Here is a 14,634-nt window from a genome sequence, read left to right on the forward strand (position 1 = left end):
TGGCCGCCGTCTTACCGGACGGCGGCCGGGCCTTCGGAGCCGGCGGACGTTCCCGTCGAACTGGCTAGAACACGGACACGCCTGTGAGGGTCGTGAAGCGGTCCAGGGCCGTGACTCCCGCGACCGAGTTGCCCCGCTCGTCCAGACCCGGGCTCCAGACGCAGAGCGTGCAGCGGCCGGGGACGACGGCGATGATGCCGCCGCCGACGCCGCTCTTGCCCGGCAGCCCCACGCGGTAGGCGAAGTCGCCCGCCGCGTCGTACGTGCCGCAGGTGAGCATGATCGCGTTGACCTGTTTGGCCTGGCTCTGGGGCAGCAGGCGCGTGCCGTCGGAGCAGATGCCGTGGCGGGCGAGGAAGCCGGTGGCGAGGGCGAGGTCGGCGCATGACGCCTCGATGGAGCACTGGTGGAAGTACTGGTCCAGGAGGACCGGGACCGGGTTCTCGATGTTCCCGTACGACGCCATGAAGTGGCCCAGCGCGGCGTTGCGGTCGCCTCGGGTGGCCTCGGAGGCCGCGACGTCCTTGTTGATGGCGAGTTGTTCGTTGCCGCTCTCCGCGCGCAGGAAGTCGAGGAGGGTGCCCGCGGCGTCGCCGGTCCGGGTGTGGAGGCGGTCGGTGACGACGAGGGCGCCCGCGTTGATGAAGGGGTTGCGGGGGATGCCGTTCTCGTACTCCAGCTGTACGAGGGAGTTGAAGGGGTTGCCGGAGGGTTCGCGGCCGACGTGTTCCCAGAGTTCGCCGCCCTCCCGGGCCAGGTCCAGGGCGAGGGTGAAGACCTTGGTGATGGACTGGGCCGAGAACGGCTTCCGCCAGTCGCCGACGCCGTACACCGTGCCGTCCAGCTCCGCGACCGCCATGCCGAAGCTGTGCGGGTCGCATGCCGCGAGCGCCGGGATGTAGTCGGCCGGGCGGCCGCGGTCGGGGGCGGCCGCGATCTCTTCGGCGATGCGGTTCAGGACCGGCTGGAAGGTCAGGGGCGAGCGCATGATCACCATTGTGACGGAGTGTGGAGTGGGGTGGTTGTTGTTCGTTGACGGGTGCGGGTTGTGTGTGGCTGGTCGCGCAGTTCCCCGCGCCCCTAAAAGACGCGCCAGCGGTCTGTTGCCGGGTCGGGGCCGCGACGGGGCATCCGATCGCAGCTGTGTCATCCAGCACCTTTTGGTTGCCCATCAGAGGTCGTGCTGCGATCGGAAACCCCGACACGACCCCTTGCGGCAGGGGGCGACTGCCGCCCGGTGGGGGCAGCGCCCCGTCAGGGGCGCGGGGAACTGCGCGCTCAGCCCTCACCGGGCCGGCAGCCGACGAACGGCCGCAAGCCCCCACCCTCCAGGGGCGCGGGGAACTGCGCAATCTTTTGGCTTTTAGGGGCGCGAGGAACTGCGCGACCAGCCACAGCCGGCCCGCACCCGGCAATGAACCCCCCGCCCCCTCACCCCCGCTGGGAGCCCGCCAGAACCTCCGGGCGGAGCAGCGTCGCCAGGTGGTCCGCCGGGAGCAGGCCCTTCTCCAGGACCAGCTCGGCGACACCGCGCCCGGTCGCGAGGGCCTCCTTCGCGATGTCCGTCGCGGCGGAGTACCCGATGTGGGGGTTGAGCGCGGTCACCAGACCGATCGAGTTCTCCACGGTCACCCGCAACGCCTCCGTGTTCGCCGTGATCCCGGACACGCACCGCTCGGCCAGCGTCATACAGGCAGCCCGCAGATGCGTCAGGCTCTCGGACAGCGAGTGCAGGATGATCGGCTCGAACGCGTTCAGCTGGAGCTGCCCGGCCTCTGCCGCCATGGTGATGGTCACGTCGTTGCCGATCACCTCGAAGGCGACCTGGTTGACGACCTCGGGAATCACGGGATTCACCTTGCCGGGCATGATGCTCGAACCGGCCTGCACAGGCGGCAGGTTGATCTCGTTCAACCCGGCCCGCGGCCCTGACGACAGCAGCCGCAGGTCGTTGCAGCTCTTGGAGAGCTTGACCGCGATCCGCTTCAGCACCCCGGACATCTGGACGAACGCGCCGCAGTCCTGGGTCGCCTCGACCAGGTCCGCCGCCGTCACGAGCGGCAGGCCGGTGATGTCCGCGAGGTGCCGACGCGCCGCCTCGGCGTATCCGGTGGGCGCGTTGAGCCCGGTGCCGATCGCCGTCGCACCCAGGTTGATCTCGTGGATCAGCTCGACGGCCTCGGCGAGCCGGCTGCGGTCCTCGTCCAGCATCACCGCGTACGCGGAGAACTCCTGCCCGAGCGTCATCGGCACGGCGTCCTGCAACTGCGTACGCCCCATCTTCAGGACGTCGCGGAACTCCAACGCCTTGGCCGCGAAGGCGTCCTGCAGCACGGACATCGCCTTCAGCAGCTCGCGCACCGCGAACACCGTGGCGACCTTGACAGCCGTCGGGTAGACGTCGTTGGTCGACTGCCCGAGGTTGACGTCCTCGTTCGGGTGCAGGAACGTGTACTCGCCCTTGGCGTGGCCGAGGAGTTCCAACGCCCGGTTGGCGACCACCTCGTTGGCGTTCATGTTGGTCGAGGTGCCGGCCCCGCCCTGGATGACGTCCACGACGAACTGGTCGTGCAGCTTCCCCTCCCGGATCTCGCGGCAGGCCGCCACGATCGCGGCCGCCTTGCGGGGTTCCAGCAGCCCGAGGTCCTCGTTGGCGCGGGCGGCGGCCTCCTTGACGGCGGCGAGGGCCTCGATCAGGTGCGGGTACGCGGAGATCGGCATCCCCGTGATGGGGAAGTTCTCCTTGGCACGCAGGGAGTGGACCCCCCAGTACGCCTCGGCGGGGACGTCACGGTCGCCGAGCAGGTCGTGCTCACTGCGGACGGTCATGTCAGTGCGGGTCTTCCTTCTGGAGAGGAGAGGAGAGGGTGGGGCGAGGCTGCGCACGTTGTGCGACTTACTCCGCGAGCGGGTCGAGTGCCCGCGCCGGCCGGATGCTTCCGACCACCGCGCCGCCGCCGAGGAGTGGTGCTCCGGCGAACTCGGTGAGTGCGGCCGGGTCGACGCCGCAGCGGGCGAGCGCCGCCGCGGTGACCGGTACGCGGGCCCGGTCGGCGCCGTCCGCGATCTTCACGGCGACGGCCCGGCCGTCGGGGAGTGCGGCGACCTGTACGCCCTCGAAGCCGTCCTTGGTGAGCAGGCCCGGTACGGCCCGCATCAACGCGGCGACGTCACGGCCGGTGCCGGACGCCATCTCGGCGTGCTCGCGCATCGCGTCGGCGACCCGGGCCTCGGGGGTGCCGGGCGGGGCCGTCGTGATGCGGGCGGCGGCGCGGGCGAGCCCGTGCAGCGAGACGGAGAACAGCGGGGCGCCGCAGCCGTCGACCGTGACCCGGGCGATGGCCTGGCCGGTCAGGTCCTCGGCGATCTCCGCGATGGCCTGCTGGAGCGGATGCGCGGGGTCGAGGTAGTCGTCGAGCGACCAGCCGTTCAGGCGTGCCGTGTAGAGCATCGCCGCATGCTTGCCCGAGCAGTTCTGCGCGAGACGGGACGGCGGTCGGCCGGCGCGGATCCAGTCCTCTCGGACGACCGGGTCGAAGGGCAGGTCAGTGACGTTGCGCAGATCGTCCTCGGTGAGTCCGGCGAGTTCCAGGATCCGCCGGGTGCCTGCGAGATGGCGTTCCTCGCCGGAGTGGCTGGCGGCGGTCAGCGAGAGGAGATCGCCGTCGAGCGGCAGCCCGGCCCTCAGCATGGCCACGGCCTGCACCGGCTTGAGGGCCGAGCGGGGGTAGAAGGCCGCCTCGATGTCACCGATCTGCAGGTCCACGCTGCCGTCGGCGGCCAACACGACCACCGACCCGTAGTGGATGCCTTCGATGACTCCGCCGCGTACGAGGTGGGCCACGGGCGCGTGCAGCGGTTCCCTGATCGAGGGCGCCGCGGCGAGCGAGCAGCCGTAGTCGGCAAGGGCGTTGGGGCTCATGCGTCCGCCTCGGACTTGCGTATGGACTCGACCCGGCGGCGTACGCCGTACCAGCCTGCGACCAGCGCCGCCACGATCAGCGGCAGGCAGAGGACCGTGGTGCGACCCGCGCCTCCGTCCGCGTACATGAGGACCAGTACGGAGGCGAGGAAGAAGAGGGTCACGAGTTCGGTCCAGGGCGAGCCCGGGAGGCGGTAGCTGGGGCGGTCCAGTTCGCCGTCCTCGGTCTTCCGCCAGAACTGCAGGTGACAGATCATGATCATGCCCCAGGTGGCGAGGATGCCGATCGCCGCGAAGTTCAGCACGATCTCGAACGCGTCGGCCGGGACGACGAAGTTGAGTCCGACGCCGAGTACACAGATACCGCTGGTCAGCAGGATTCCGCCGTACGGGACCTGGCTGCGGCTCATCACGGAGGTGAACTTCGGCGCCGAGCCGGACATCGACATGGAGCGCAGGATGCGACCGGTGGAGTAGAGGCCGGAGTTGAGGCTGGACATGGCGGCGGTCATCACGACGAGGTTCATGACGCCGCCCGCGGCCGGGATGCCGATGTTGGAGAGCACGGTGACGAACGGGCTCTCTCCGGCGGTGTACTTGTTCCAGGGCAGCAGCATCGAGAGCAGCAGGACCGAGCCGACGTAGAAGAGGCCGACGCGCCACATGATCGAGTTGATGGCCTTGGGCATGATCTTCTCGGGGTTCTCGGTCTCGCCCGCCGCGACGCCCACCAGCTCGACGGAGGCGTAGGCGAAGACGACACCCTGGACGATCAGCAGCATCGGCAGGAGGCCGTTGGGGAAGAGGCCGCCGTTGTCGGTGATCAGCGAGGGGCCGGGCGTGGTCCCGTCCACGGGGCTCTGGGTGACCAGCAGGAAGATGCCGATCAGCATGAAGACGACGAGCGCGCTCACCTTGATGATCGCGAACCAGAACTCCAGCTCGCCGAAGATCTTCACCGAGATGAGGTTCACGGTCAGCACGACCGCGAGCGCGATGAGGGCGATCACCCACTGCGGGATGTCGGAGAACATGCCCCAGTAGTGGGTGTAGGTGGCGACCGCGGTGATGTCGGCGATGCCGGTGGTCGCCCAGTTCAGGAAGTACATCCAGCCCGCCGTGTACGCGCCCTTCTCGCCCAGGAACTCCCGGGCGTACGACACGAAGGCGCCGGACGACGGCCGGTAGAGGACGAGTTCGCCGAGGGCGCGGACGACCAGGAAGGCGAAGACACCGCAGACGGCGTACGCAATGAAGAGCGAGGGTCCGGCCTCGGCGAGGCGGCCTCCGGCGCCGAGGAAGAGACCGGTGCCGATCGCTCCGCCGATGGCGATCATGTTGACGTGCCGGGACTTCAGGGACTTGCTGTATCCCGCGTCACCGGCGTCGACGTGAACGGCGGCTTTCCGTGTCTGCCCTGTCTCTTTGTCGAGGGACTGCTCGCTCACGCCTTTGGTCCGCCTTCCGTGGGGGTGTCCGCGCCGTCCGCGTGCTCGGAGCGCACGATCGCGGTGAGGGTCGTCTCGACGCGGTCGAGGTGATGTGCCATCGCCTCGGTCGCGTCGGTTGCGCTGCCGTCGACCAGGGCCTCGACGATGGCGCGGTGCTCGCGGTTGGACTGTTCGCGGCGGCCGCCGAGTTCGTTGAGGAACGCGGACTGGCGGGCCAGCGCGTCCCGGATCTCCTCGATCACGCGGCGGAAGACCGGGTTCTGGGCTGCCTGCGCCACGGCGAGATGGAAGAGCGTGTCCATGGCCACCCACGCGGTGGTGTCGGTCTCGCGCTCCATCCGGTCGAGGATGTGTGCCAGGTGGTCGAGATCCTCGGGCGTGCGGCGCGCCGCCGCATAACCCGCCACGGGGATCTCGACGTGCCGCCTGACCTCCAGCAGGTCGCTGGCCGCGTAGTCGCCGAAGGTGGGGTCCTCGACGGGTCCGTTGGACAGGACGAAGGTGCCCTTGCCGGTCCGGGACACGGTCAGCCCCATCGTCTGCAGGGCCCTGAGGGCCTCCCGCAGCACGGGCCGGCTGACCTCAAGACGCCGGCACAGCTCCGCCTCGGAGGGCAGCTTGTCCCCCACGGCGTACTCACCGCGCTCAATGGCACCACGAAGGTGCCCGAGCACCGCTTCCATGGCGCTGATACGCCTCGGCACCGAGCCAGCTGTCTGGCTGTCTGACAGGTTCACGGGGTGATCCTGGGGGGAACAGGAGGCGACTGTCAAGGGAGGGCCCGGGGCGTGAGACCGGCCCGCGGGCCCCCGATCGCCCGGACGATCAGAGAACCCCGGCGCCCAGCAGCCCGAACAGCAGCAACCCGACGATGATCCGGTAGATCACGAACGCGTTGAAGGAATGCTTCGCCACGAACCTCAACAGCCACGCGATCGAGGCGTACGCCACCAGGAAAGACACTGTTGTCCCCACGGCCAGTGGAAGAGCGCCGGTGCCCGAGCCCAGGGCGTCCTTCAGTTCGTAGAGGCCTGCGCCGGTCAGGGCCGGGATGCCGAGGAAGAAGGAGAGGCGGGTGGCGGCTACGCGGTCGAGGTCGAGGATCAGGGCGGTGGACATGGTGGCACCGGAGCGGGAGAAGCCCGGGAAGAGCAGGGCCAGGATCTGTGAACTGCCCACCAGCATCGCGTCCTTGAACGAGGTGTCGTCCTCACCGCGCTTGTGCCGGCCCATCTGGTCCGCCGCCCACATCACCCCGCTGCCGACGATCAGGGAGCCCGCGACCACCCAGAGCGAGGCGAGCGGGCCTTCGATGAGCGGCTTGGCGGCCAGGCCGACGGCCACGATCGGGATCGTCGCGCAGATCACCCACCAGGCGAACCTGTAGTCGTGGTGGTAGCGCTCGCCGGGGTCCCGCAGCCCTCGGAACCAGGCCGAGACGATCCGCACGATGTCCTTGAAGAAGTAGACGAGCACCGCGGCGATGGCGCCGACCTGGATGACGGCGGAGAACCCGACGACGGCGTTGTCGTCGACCGGGATGCCCATGAGCCCCTCGGTGATCTTGAGGTGGCCGGTGGAGGAGACCGGAAGGAACTCGGTCACCCCCTCGACGGCTCCGAGAACGACGGCCTGACCGACGGAGATGGCGCTCATGGGATCCAGTTCTGGTGGACGGGCGTGCCGGCGACGGGCGTGCGGGCGACGGCCGCGGCACGGGCGGTCGTACGCAGACCGCGGCCGAGCCAGTCCTACTACGTCCAGGTGTGATCCCAGGGGCTACGCCCAGAGGGCCTCGGCCACCGAAACGCCCGCAAACGCCGCGCCCAGTCCCGCGACCACGCTCGCGATCACGTTGGCGGCGGCGTAGAGACGGGCCCCGTCCTCGGCCAGCCGCAGGGTCTCGAACGAGAACGTCGAGTACGTGGTGAGCGCCCCGCACAGGCCGGTGCCGAGCAGCAGCTGGAGGTGCGAGGAGGCCGCTCCGGCCACGGCCGCGCCGGTGAGGGTGCCCAGGATCAGACAGCCGACGACGTTCACCGTGAAGGTGCCCCAGGGGAAGACCGTGTCGTGCCGGGACTGCACCGCGCGGTCGGTGAGATAGCGCAGCGGCGCACCGACCATGCCGCCGACGATCACCAGTACCCAGTTCACAACGACTTCTTACCCTTCCCGCCCGTGTCACCGGGTTCGCCGGCGGGGTCCTCCCGGCCGACGTAACGGATCACCTCGCAGCTGTCGAGGATCACCATCCCCTCCCCCACCAGCTCGTCGAGCTCCGGCAGGAAGGCGCGTACGCGCTCCTCCGTGTCCACGATGACGACGGCCACGGGCAGGTCCTCGCTCAGCGAGAGCAGCCGTGTGGTGTGGATCAGCGAGGACGCGCCGAAGCCCTCGATGCCCCGGAACACGCTCGCTCCGGCGAGTCCCGCCGCGCGTGCGCGGTGCACGATCTGCGAGTACAGCGGCTTGCGGTGCCAGGTGTCGTTCTCGCCGATGAAGACGGTCACCCGCAGGGCCTTGCCCGTCAGCCTCGTCATCGCCGCCTCCATGCCCGTGGCGCTGCTCATCGGCGCCGCCGCCACGCCAGGGCCCGCCGCACGGCCGTCACCGAGAGCCAGACCGCCGCCAGCGCCGCCACCAGGGTCGCGGCGAGATAGGCGAGGCCGGTGCGGGGATGGCCCGTGTCGACAAGTCTCTGGATGTCGACGGCGTACGTCGAGAAGGTGGTGAAGCCGCCGAGCACTCCGGTGCCGAAGAACGGGCGTACCAGCCGGTGGGCCGCCCACACCTCGGTGATCACGACCATGAAGGCGCCGATCATGAAGCATCCGACGACGTTGACCCAGAACGTGGTCCACGGGAAGCCGCCCGTGTGCGTGGGCCACAGGAGCGAGGCCCCGTAGCGCGCCGAGGCCCCGATCGCGCCACCCACCGAGACGGCCACCACGGCCGGCCCCTGCCCCCGCCAGACCGAGGGCCGCCGGGCGGGCGCGCGAAGTTCCGCCGGTTCGTCCACCGTGTCGGAATGAGGGGCGGTCATGGGCGTACGTCTCCTGGTCGTGGCAGGAGATCAGGCTAAACCCCGGCCGGTCAGGACGCGCCCGACGCCTGCTTCTCGACGGCCTCGAACCGGGCCGCCATCGCGGCCTGGAGCGCCTGGGCCGCCGACAGCGGGCGGACCATGACAGTCAGCTCGTCGACGTGGCCGTCCTCGTCGAAGTGCAGGATGTCGCAGCCCTGGAGTGCGCGGTCGCCCACCCGTGCCTCGAAGACGAGGACGACGTCCCGGCCGTCCGGGTTCTCGATCTCGCGGATGTAGTGGAAGTCCTCGAAGACCTCGATCACCGCGCCCAGGATCGCCGCAGTGATCGGCTTTCCGGCGTACGGCTTGAACACCACGGGGCTGGTGAACACGACGTCCTCGGCGAGCAGGTCGACGACGGCCGCGTGGTCGCCGTCCTCCACCGCCTTGCGGAAGGGATTCATCTGCCACCTCTTAGGTAACTAATTGATTAGGCACTTCGGACAGTAGTGGCCGCTGGTGGCATCGCGCAACGCCGGGGTAGGTACGTATGCATCACCGACCCCGGAGGTGCTGTCGTGTACTACCCGCTGACCGTCCGTGACTTCCTCGACCGTGCGGCCCACGTCTATCCGGACCGCGTCGCCGTCGTCGACGAGCCGGAGCAGCCGGGGCCGAACCTCGGCGAACCCACCTACCGGGAGCTGGCGGCACTCGCCCGTGCCCAGGCCGCCAAGCTCGACCAACTGGACGTACCCGTGGGCGGCAGGGTGGCGGTGATCTCGCAGAACTCGGCGCGGCTGCTCACCTCGTTCTTCGGCGTCTCCGGCTGGGGGCGCGTCCTGGTGCCGGTGAACTTCCGGCTGACCCAGCCGGAGATCGACTACATCGTCCGGCACTCCGGCGCCTCGGTCGTCTACGCGGACGCGTCCTGCGCGGACGTGCTCGACACACTCGACGTCAAGCACAAGTTCGTCCTCGGCGACGACGAGGACCTCTTCCTGCACGACACGGAACCGCGGGAGTGGGCCGCACCGGACGAGAGCGCGACGGCCAGCGTCAACTACACGTCCGGAACGACCGCCCGCCCCAAGGGAGTTCAGCTCACGCACCGCAATCTGTGGCTGAACGCGGCCGTGTTCGGGCTGCACACCACGATCAGCGACCGTGACGTCTACCTCCACACCCTCCCGATGTTCCACGCCAACGGCTGGGGCATGCCCTACGGCGTCACCGGGGTCGGCGGCCGGCACATCGTGCTCCGCCAGATCGACGGCGCCGAGATCCTGCGGCGCGTCGAGCGGCACGGCGTGACCCTGATGTGCGCGGCGCCCGCCGTCCTGAACGCCGTGCTCGACGCGGCCGCCGACTGGGAGGGCGAGATCCCCGGCCGCGACCGGGTCCGTATCGTCTGCGCGGGCGCGCCGCCGCCGACCCGCACGATCGAGCGCGTGATGGGCGAGCTGGGCTGGGAGTTCATCCAGATCTACGGGCTCACCGAGACCTCGCCCCTCGTCACGGTCAACCGCGGTCGGGAGGAGTGGGACGACCTGGAGCCCACCGATCGTGCGCGGCGGCTCGGGCGGGCTGGGGTGCCCGCGCTCGGCGTCCGTATCGATGTGGACGTCGACGGTGAAGTGCTGACCGCGTCGAACCACAACCTGGACGGTTACTGGGACCAGCCCGAGGAGACCGCGAAGGCGCAGGCGGGCGGGTGGTTCCACACCGGGGACGGCGGATACCTCGACGACGAGGGGTACTTGGTGATCTCCGACCGCAAGAAGGACGTCATCATCTCGGGCGGCGAGAACGTCTCGTCGATCGAGGTGGAGGACGTGATCACCTCGCATCCGGCCGTGCGCGAGGTCGCGGTCATCGGGATTCCGGACGCCAAGTGGGGCGAGTTGGTGACCGCGCTCGTCGTGACGGACGGATCGGGCGTCACCGCCGAGGAGTTGATCGCCCACTGCCGTACGCGGCTGGCCGGTTTCAAGACGCCCAAGCGGGTCGACTTCGTGGAGTCGCTGCCGCGCACGGCGACGGGGAAGCTGCAGAAGTTCAAGCTGAGGGAGCCGTTCTGGCGGGAGCGGGACAAGGGATGAGGCGAGGGGAGGGGGGGGGGGGGGGGGGGGGGGGCGGCGGCGGGGGCGCCCCGGCCCCCCCCCCCCCCCCCCCCCCCCCCCCCCCCCCCTCCCCCTTGTCACGCCTTCAGTCCGTCACCGGTGGCTGAACCACGCCATCGCCGGCAGCGCCCTGTCGTCGTAGCCGAACAGGGCCTGGTTCTCCCAGCCGTTGCCGGAGGAGGCGTCGGTGGGGTCCCAGCCGTTGCCGGTGACCGCGGTCCAGGTGGACTCCCAGTAGAAGATGCCGAGTCCGCGGCCGTTCGGGACGGCCTCCACGATGCTGGCCACGTCCTTCATCCACTGCGTCTGACCGGCGGTCGAGGCCGGGTAGCCGGGCACCAGCTCGCTGCTGAGGTCGATGATGTTCTCGTGCGAGTCCTCGCTGTCCAGCCGGAAGGGGTAGGCCGTCTCGGCGAGGTAGACCGGCTTGCCGTAGCGGGCCGCCGCGTCGTCCAGGGTCGTCTGGAAGTCGGCGAGCGTGCCGTGCCAGTAGCCGTAGTAGGACAGCCCGATGACGTCGAACTTCACGCCGTTGGAGACCGCGCTGTCGAACCACCAGCGGGTGCCCGCCAGATCGCCGCCCTTGGCGAGGTGCAGGGCCACGGTCGTACCGGAGTTGACCGCCTTGACCGCGTCGTAGCCGGAGTTGAGCAGCCCGGCGAGCTGCGACCAGTTCGACGTGGAGCCCTCGTTCCAGAGCATGCCGCCGTTGATCTCGTTGCCGACCTGCACCATGTCGGCCGTGGTGCCCTGCGCCTTCAGCGCGTTCAGCACGTCGTACGTGTGGTTGTAGACGTCGGTCCTGAGCTGGCTGTACGAGTGTCCGGCCCAGGCTGCGGGCTTGGACTGGGCGCCCGGGTCTGCCCAGGTGTCCGAGTAGTGGAAGTCGACGAGGAGCTTCATGCCCTGCGCCTTGACGCGCTTGGCCGTGGCCAGCACGCGGGCCTTGTTGTTGTAGCCGTCGGCGGGGTTCACCCACACCTTGAGGCGGGCGTAGTTCTGACCGGCGGACTTGAGGATGGCGAGCGCGTCACCGGTCGTGCCAGAGCTGTACTTGTACACGCCGCCCTTGGCCTCGCTCTTGGCGAGCGACGACACGTCGGAGCCCTTGATGGGCAGGCCCGCCGTGCCGGAGGTGAACGTCAGGTCGTCAACGTTGATCCAATTGCCCGCCTTCGCATCGGAGTTGATGCTGATCGTGCACTGGTTGTTCGTCACGGCGACGGGGGTGACGATACGTATCCAGCCGCTGGACGAGACCGGGATGTCAGTGCGCTGTTCCGCACCGCCGCAGTTCTTGAGCGCGAGGTAGGCGGAGTTCTGGCCGCCGCCCGAGCGCACCCAGGCGGTGAGCTTGTAGTTGCCGTTGGTGAGGCCCGAGAGGTACTGGTACGTCTCCACCTTGTAGGCGGAGGCCGAGTAGTGCGTCAGGCGGTAGCTGCCGCCGTGACCGCCCGCCTCCGTAAAGGAGGCCGCGGTCTGGCCTCCCGCGGAGTAGGTCGACCAGCCGGTCGGGGTGGTCGTGCCGGTGCCGTTCGACTCGAAGCCGGGGTTGGTGAGGGTGCTTGCCGCGCCGGCGCTCTGCGCGGGCAGGGCGGTGAAGGCCAGGCCGGCTGCCAGCGGTAGCAGCAGGGCCCTGAGTGTGCGTCTGGGATGGAACATCGTCGTCCGTCGTCCCTTCGACGTGATGATGTGGATGTGCCCCTGAGTGGGGCGTAGGGGGGTGACGTGGGGTTCTTCGCCCCCGCCGCCCCTACCCGTTCCCGTCCCTTCTGGGGGCTGCCGCCCCCAGACCCCCGCATCGGCCTGAACGGCCTCGTCCTCAAACGCCGGACGGGCTGAAAATGTCGGCCCGGGCTGCGAAATCTTCAGCCCCTCCGGCGTTTGAGGAGCGGGGGGTTCGGGGGGCTGGCCCCCCGAAACGGACGGGAATGGGTAGGGGCGGCGGGGGCGAAAACAATGGGGCGAGTCAGTCGTCGAGGCGTACAACCCGGACGCCCCCGGCGGGCACCGCGAGGCGGCCTGCCGCACGCTCGCCCGTGAGCAGCTCCGTACCAGGCGCGTCCAGCGCCACCTTCGCGTCCGCGGCAGAGTGGTTGATCACAAACAGGAACGTCCCCGACTCCCCCACCCGCCGCACCACTTCGACATCCCGAGGCAGATCGCCCCGGGGCGCGATCCGCGCATCGTCGGCGGCCCAGCCGACAAGCGCGTCGAGCCCGTGGGCCCCGAGCCGCGTGGACACGTACCAGGCGGATCCCTCACCGAACCGGTGACGGGTGACGGCCGGATGCCCCTCGGTGAGCCCGTCGGCGTACGTCCACACGGTCTCGGCACCGCGCGGCACGACGAACTCGGTCCAGACGTCCCCGGCGAGTTCGGATCCGTCGGGTCCGGTGATGCGGACCCGGTCGCCGGCGAGCAGCGGCGAGAACTCCTCGACGGTCAGGCCGAGTACGTCCCGCAGCGGGCCGGGGTAGGGGCCGTCGTGCACGGCGTCGTGCTCGTCGACGATGCCGGAGAAGTACGAGACGACGAGGGTGCCGCCGTTCTCGACGTACTCCGTGAGGTTCTGTCCGGCGGCCTCGGTCATCAGGTAGAGGGCCGGCACGACGACAAGGGGATAGGCCGACAAGTCGGCTTCCGGGTGGGCGAAGTCGACGGTGAGGTGTCGGTCGTAGAGGGCTTCGTAGAAGGCGTCGGCGCGCTCGCGCGGGTCGTGGTCCTCGCTGGGGCGCCACTGGAGGTTCTGCGCCCACCAGGAGTGCCAGTCCCACAGGACGGCGGCGTCCGCCTGGGTGCGGGTGCCGCGGATCGTACTCAACGCGTCGACGGACGCGCCGAGTTCGACCACCTCGCGCCACACCCGCGAGTCCGTGCCCGCGTGCGGCAGCATCGCCGAGTGGAACTTCTCCGCGCCGCGCCGTGACTGCCGCCACTGGAAGAACATCGCGCCGTCGGAGCCTCGGGCCACATGGGCGAGGGAGTTGCGGGCCATCTGGCCGGGAGCCTTGGCGGGGTTGCGGGTCTGCCAGTTGACGCCCGAGGTGGAGTGTTCGAGCAGCAGCCAGGGGGCGCCGCCGGCGACGGAGCGGGTCAGGTCGGCGGCCATCGCGAGGTTCACGTGCGTACGGCGGCCGTCGGTGATCAGGTAGTGGTCGTTGGTGACGAGGTCGACCTCGCGGCCCCAGGCCCAGTAGTCGACGGAGTCGCACTGGCTGAGGGCGGTCATGAAGTTGGTGGTAACGGGGATGCCGGGCGCGAGGCGGTGCAGGATGTCCCGCTCGGCGACGAAGTTCTCGCGCATGGTGTCGTCGGCGAACCGCTTGTAGTCGAGCGCCTGGGCCGGGTTGCCGACCGTCGGGGTGACCCGGGGCGGGTTGATCTGGTCGAGGTCCGCGTACCGCTGGCCCCAGAAGGCCGTGCCCCAGGCCTCGTTCACCGCGTCGACCGTGCCGTACGTCCTGCCGAGCCAGCAGCGGAAGTGGGCGGCGCAGCTCTCGCAGTAGCAGGCCGAGACGGGGACGCCGTACTCGTTGTGGACGTGCCACATCGCGAGCGCGGGGTGTTCGGCGTACCGGGTGGCGAGCCTGGTGGTGATGTCGGCGGCGGCCGAGCGGTAGTGGGGGTTGCTGTGGCAGATGGCGCCGCGTGAGCCGAACTCGTAGCGGGTGCCGTCGGCGGTCACAGGCAGGGCTTCGGGGTGCTCGCGGTAGAACCAGGCGGGCGGCGCCACCGTCGGCGTACCGAGGTCGGCGCGTATCCCGTTCTCGTGCAGCAGGTCGAGGAGCCGGTCGAGCCAGCCGAAGTCGTGGTTCCCGGGCTCGGGCTCCAGCAGGGCCCAGGAGAAGATTCCGACGCTGACCATCGTGACGCCGGCCTCGCGCATCAGCCGGACGTCCTCGGGCCAGACGGTTTCCGGCCACTGCTCGGGGTTGTAGTCCCCACCGAAGGCGAGCCTCGAGAGGCCCTTGGGGGTGGTCTCCGGCATGGATTGTCTCCCGGTCGATCGATCATTTGGGAACGTGCACACACAGCGCCAGCGGCGCGGGGCCAACATAACCGCACAGCAACAACCATTGACAAGTGTCCTGGATGTTTCTCTACTGTGAA

The 14,634-nt window shown here is 69.7% G+C and carries 13 protein-coding genes; 1 reads left to right on the forward strand and 12 read right to left on the reverse strand.

Annotated features, from left to right (window positions below; all coding sequences use genetic code 11):
- Window positions 1-64: 64 nt before the first annotated feature.
- From ACIBEI_RS08370 to ACIBEI_RS08415, 10 genes are all read right to left on the reverse strand, one after another.
- A complete protein-coding gene (locus tag ACIBEI_RS08370; protein ID WP_398886430.1) occupies window positions 65-997 on the reverse strand; it encodes a glutaminase in 933 nt (310 codons plus the stop codon).
- 434 nt (window positions 998-1,431) lie between these two features.
- The gene (gene aspA, locus ACIBEI_RS08375; protein WP_398886432.1) at window positions 1,432-2,829 is read right to left on the reverse strand and encodes an aspartate ammonia-lyase; all 1,398 of its coding nucleotides are present in this window, start codon (window positions 2,827-2,829) and stop codon (window positions 1,432-1,434) included.
- 67 nt (window positions 2,830-2,896) lie between these two features.
- Window positions 2,897-3,922, reverse strand: a complete 1,026-nt coding sequence (locus tag ACIBEI_RS08380) for an asparaginase (protein ID WP_398886434.1) — start codon at window positions 3,920-3,922, stop codon at window positions 2,897-2,899.
- A complete protein-coding gene (locus ACIBEI_RS08385; RefSeq protein WP_398886436.1) occupies window positions 3,919-5,370 on the reverse strand; it encodes an amino acid permease in 1,452 nt (483 codons plus the stop codon). The genes ACIBEI_RS08380 and ACIBEI_RS08385 overlap by 4 nt, the downstream gene beginning before the upstream one ends.
- Window positions 5,367-6,110, reverse strand: coding sequence for a FadR/GntR family transcriptional regulator (locus ACIBEI_RS08390; protein WP_398886438.1), 744 nt, complete (start codon window positions 6,108-6,110; stop codon window positions 5,367-5,369). Before ACIBEI_RS08390 ends, ACIBEI_RS08385 begins: the two co-directional genes overlap by 4 nt.
- Window positions 6,111-6,198: 88 nt before the next feature.
- A complete protein-coding gene (locus ACIBEI_RS08395; protein ID WP_398886440.1) occupies window positions 6,199-7,029 on the reverse strand; it encodes an undecaprenyl-diphosphate phosphatase in 831 nt (276 codons plus the stop codon).
- A gap of 123 nt (window positions 7,030-7,152) precedes the next feature.
- The gene (crcB, locus tag ACIBEI_RS08400) at window positions 7,153-7,527 is read right to left on the reverse strand and encodes a fluoride efflux transporter CrcB (protein ID WP_398886441.1); all 375 of its coding nucleotides are present in this window, start codon (window positions 7,525-7,527) and stop codon (window positions 7,153-7,155) included.
- On the reverse strand, window positions 7,524-7,913 hold the full coding sequence (locus ACIBEI_RS08405) for a DUF190 domain-containing protein (RefSeq protein WP_398887346.1): 390 nt from the start codon (window positions 7,911-7,913) through the stop codon (window positions 7,524-7,526). The genes crcB (ACIBEI_RS08400) and ACIBEI_RS08405 overlap by 4 nt, the downstream gene beginning before the upstream one ends.
- Window positions 7,914-7,939: 26 nt before the next feature.
- On the reverse strand, window positions 7,940-8,416 hold the full coding sequence (gene crcB, locus ACIBEI_RS08410; RefSeq protein ID WP_398886442.1) for a fluoride efflux transporter CrcB: 477 nt from the start codon (window positions 8,414-8,416) through the stop codon (window positions 7,940-7,942).
- A gap of 50 nt (window positions 8,417-8,466) precedes the next feature.
- Window positions 8,467-8,862 carry a nuclear transport factor 2 family protein gene (locus ACIBEI_RS08415; protein ID WP_269654509.1) on the reverse strand — a complete coding sequence of 132 codons (396 nt, stop codon included), beginning with the start codon at window positions 8,860-8,862 and terminating at the stop codon, window positions 8,467-8,469.
- Window positions 8,863-8,976: 114 nt separating this feature from the next.
- On the opposite strand from ACIBEI_RS08415, the gene ACIBEI_RS08420 reads away from it, so the two are divergent.
- Entirely contained in the window at window positions 8,977-10,500 is a 1,524-nt protein-coding gene (locus tag ACIBEI_RS08420) for an AMP-binding protein (protein WP_398886444.1), read from the forward strand.
- A gap of 114 nt (window positions 10,501-10,614) precedes the next feature.
- Here the strand turns inward: ACIBEI_RS08420 and ACIBEI_RS08425 are convergent, their stop codons facing one another.
- Both ACIBEI_RS08425 and ACIBEI_RS08430 read right to left on the reverse strand, forming a co-directional pair.
- Window positions 10,615-12,183 carry an arabinogalactan endo-beta-1,4-galactanase gene (locus tag ACIBEI_RS08425; RefSeq protein ID WP_398886445.1) on the reverse strand — a complete coding sequence of 523 codons (1,569 nt, stop codon included), beginning with the start codon at window positions 12,181-12,183 and terminating at the stop codon, window positions 10,615-10,617.
- Window positions 12,184-12,490: 307 nt separating this feature from the next.
- On the reverse strand, window positions 12,491-14,512 hold the full coding sequence (locus ACIBEI_RS08430) for a beta-galactosidase (RefSeq protein ID WP_398886447.1): 2,022 nt from the start codon (window positions 14,510-14,512) through the stop codon (window positions 12,491-12,493).
- Between the last annotated feature and the right edge of the window lie 122 nt (window positions 14,513-14,634).

It is taken from the genome of Streptomyces sp. NPDC050988, from assembly GCF_044456225.1.
GTDB lineage: Bacteria > Actinomycetota > Actinomycetes > Streptomycetales > Streptomycetaceae > Streptomyces.

Excerpts from the sequence above, each read along its gene's own strand:
- ACIBEI_RS08395 (WP_398886440.1), bottom strand. The coding sequence starts at position 7,029 with ATGAGCGCCATCTCCGTCGGTCAGGCCGTCGTTCTCGGAGCCGTCGAG.
- ACIBEI_RS08380 (WP_398886434.1), bottom strand. The coding sequence starts at position 3,922 with ATGAGCCCCAACGCCCTTGCCGACTACGGCTGCTCGCTCGCCGCGGCG.
- crcB (WP_398886442.1), bottom strand. The coding sequence starts at position 8,416 with ATGACCGCCCCTCATTCCGACACGGTGGACGAACCGGCGGAACTTCGC.
- ACIBEI_RS08415 (WP_269654509.1), bottom strand. The coding sequence starts at position 8,862 with ATGAATCCCTTCCGCAAGGCGGTGGAGGACGGCGACCACGCGGCCGTC.
- ACIBEI_RS08405 (WP_398887346.1), bottom strand. The coding sequence starts at position 7,913 with ATGACGAGGCTGACGGGCAAGGCCCTGCGGGTGACCGTCTTCATCGGC.
- aspA (WP_398886432.1), bottom strand. The coding sequence starts at position 2,829 with ATGACCGTCCGCAGTGAGCACGACCTGCTCGGCGACCGTGACGTCCCC.
- ACIBEI_RS08425 (WP_398886445.1), bottom strand. The coding sequence starts at position 12,183 with ATGTTCCATCCCAGACGCACACTCAGGGCCCTGCTGCTACCGCTGGCA.
- ACIBEI_RS08430 (WP_398886447.1), bottom strand. The coding sequence starts at position 14,512 with ATGCCGGAGACCACCCCCAAGGGCCTCTCGAGGCTCGCCTTCGGTGGG.
- ACIBEI_RS08370 (WP_398886430.1), bottom strand. The coding sequence starts at position 997 with ATGGTGATCATGCGCTCGCCCCTGACCTTCCAGCCGGTCCTGAACCGC.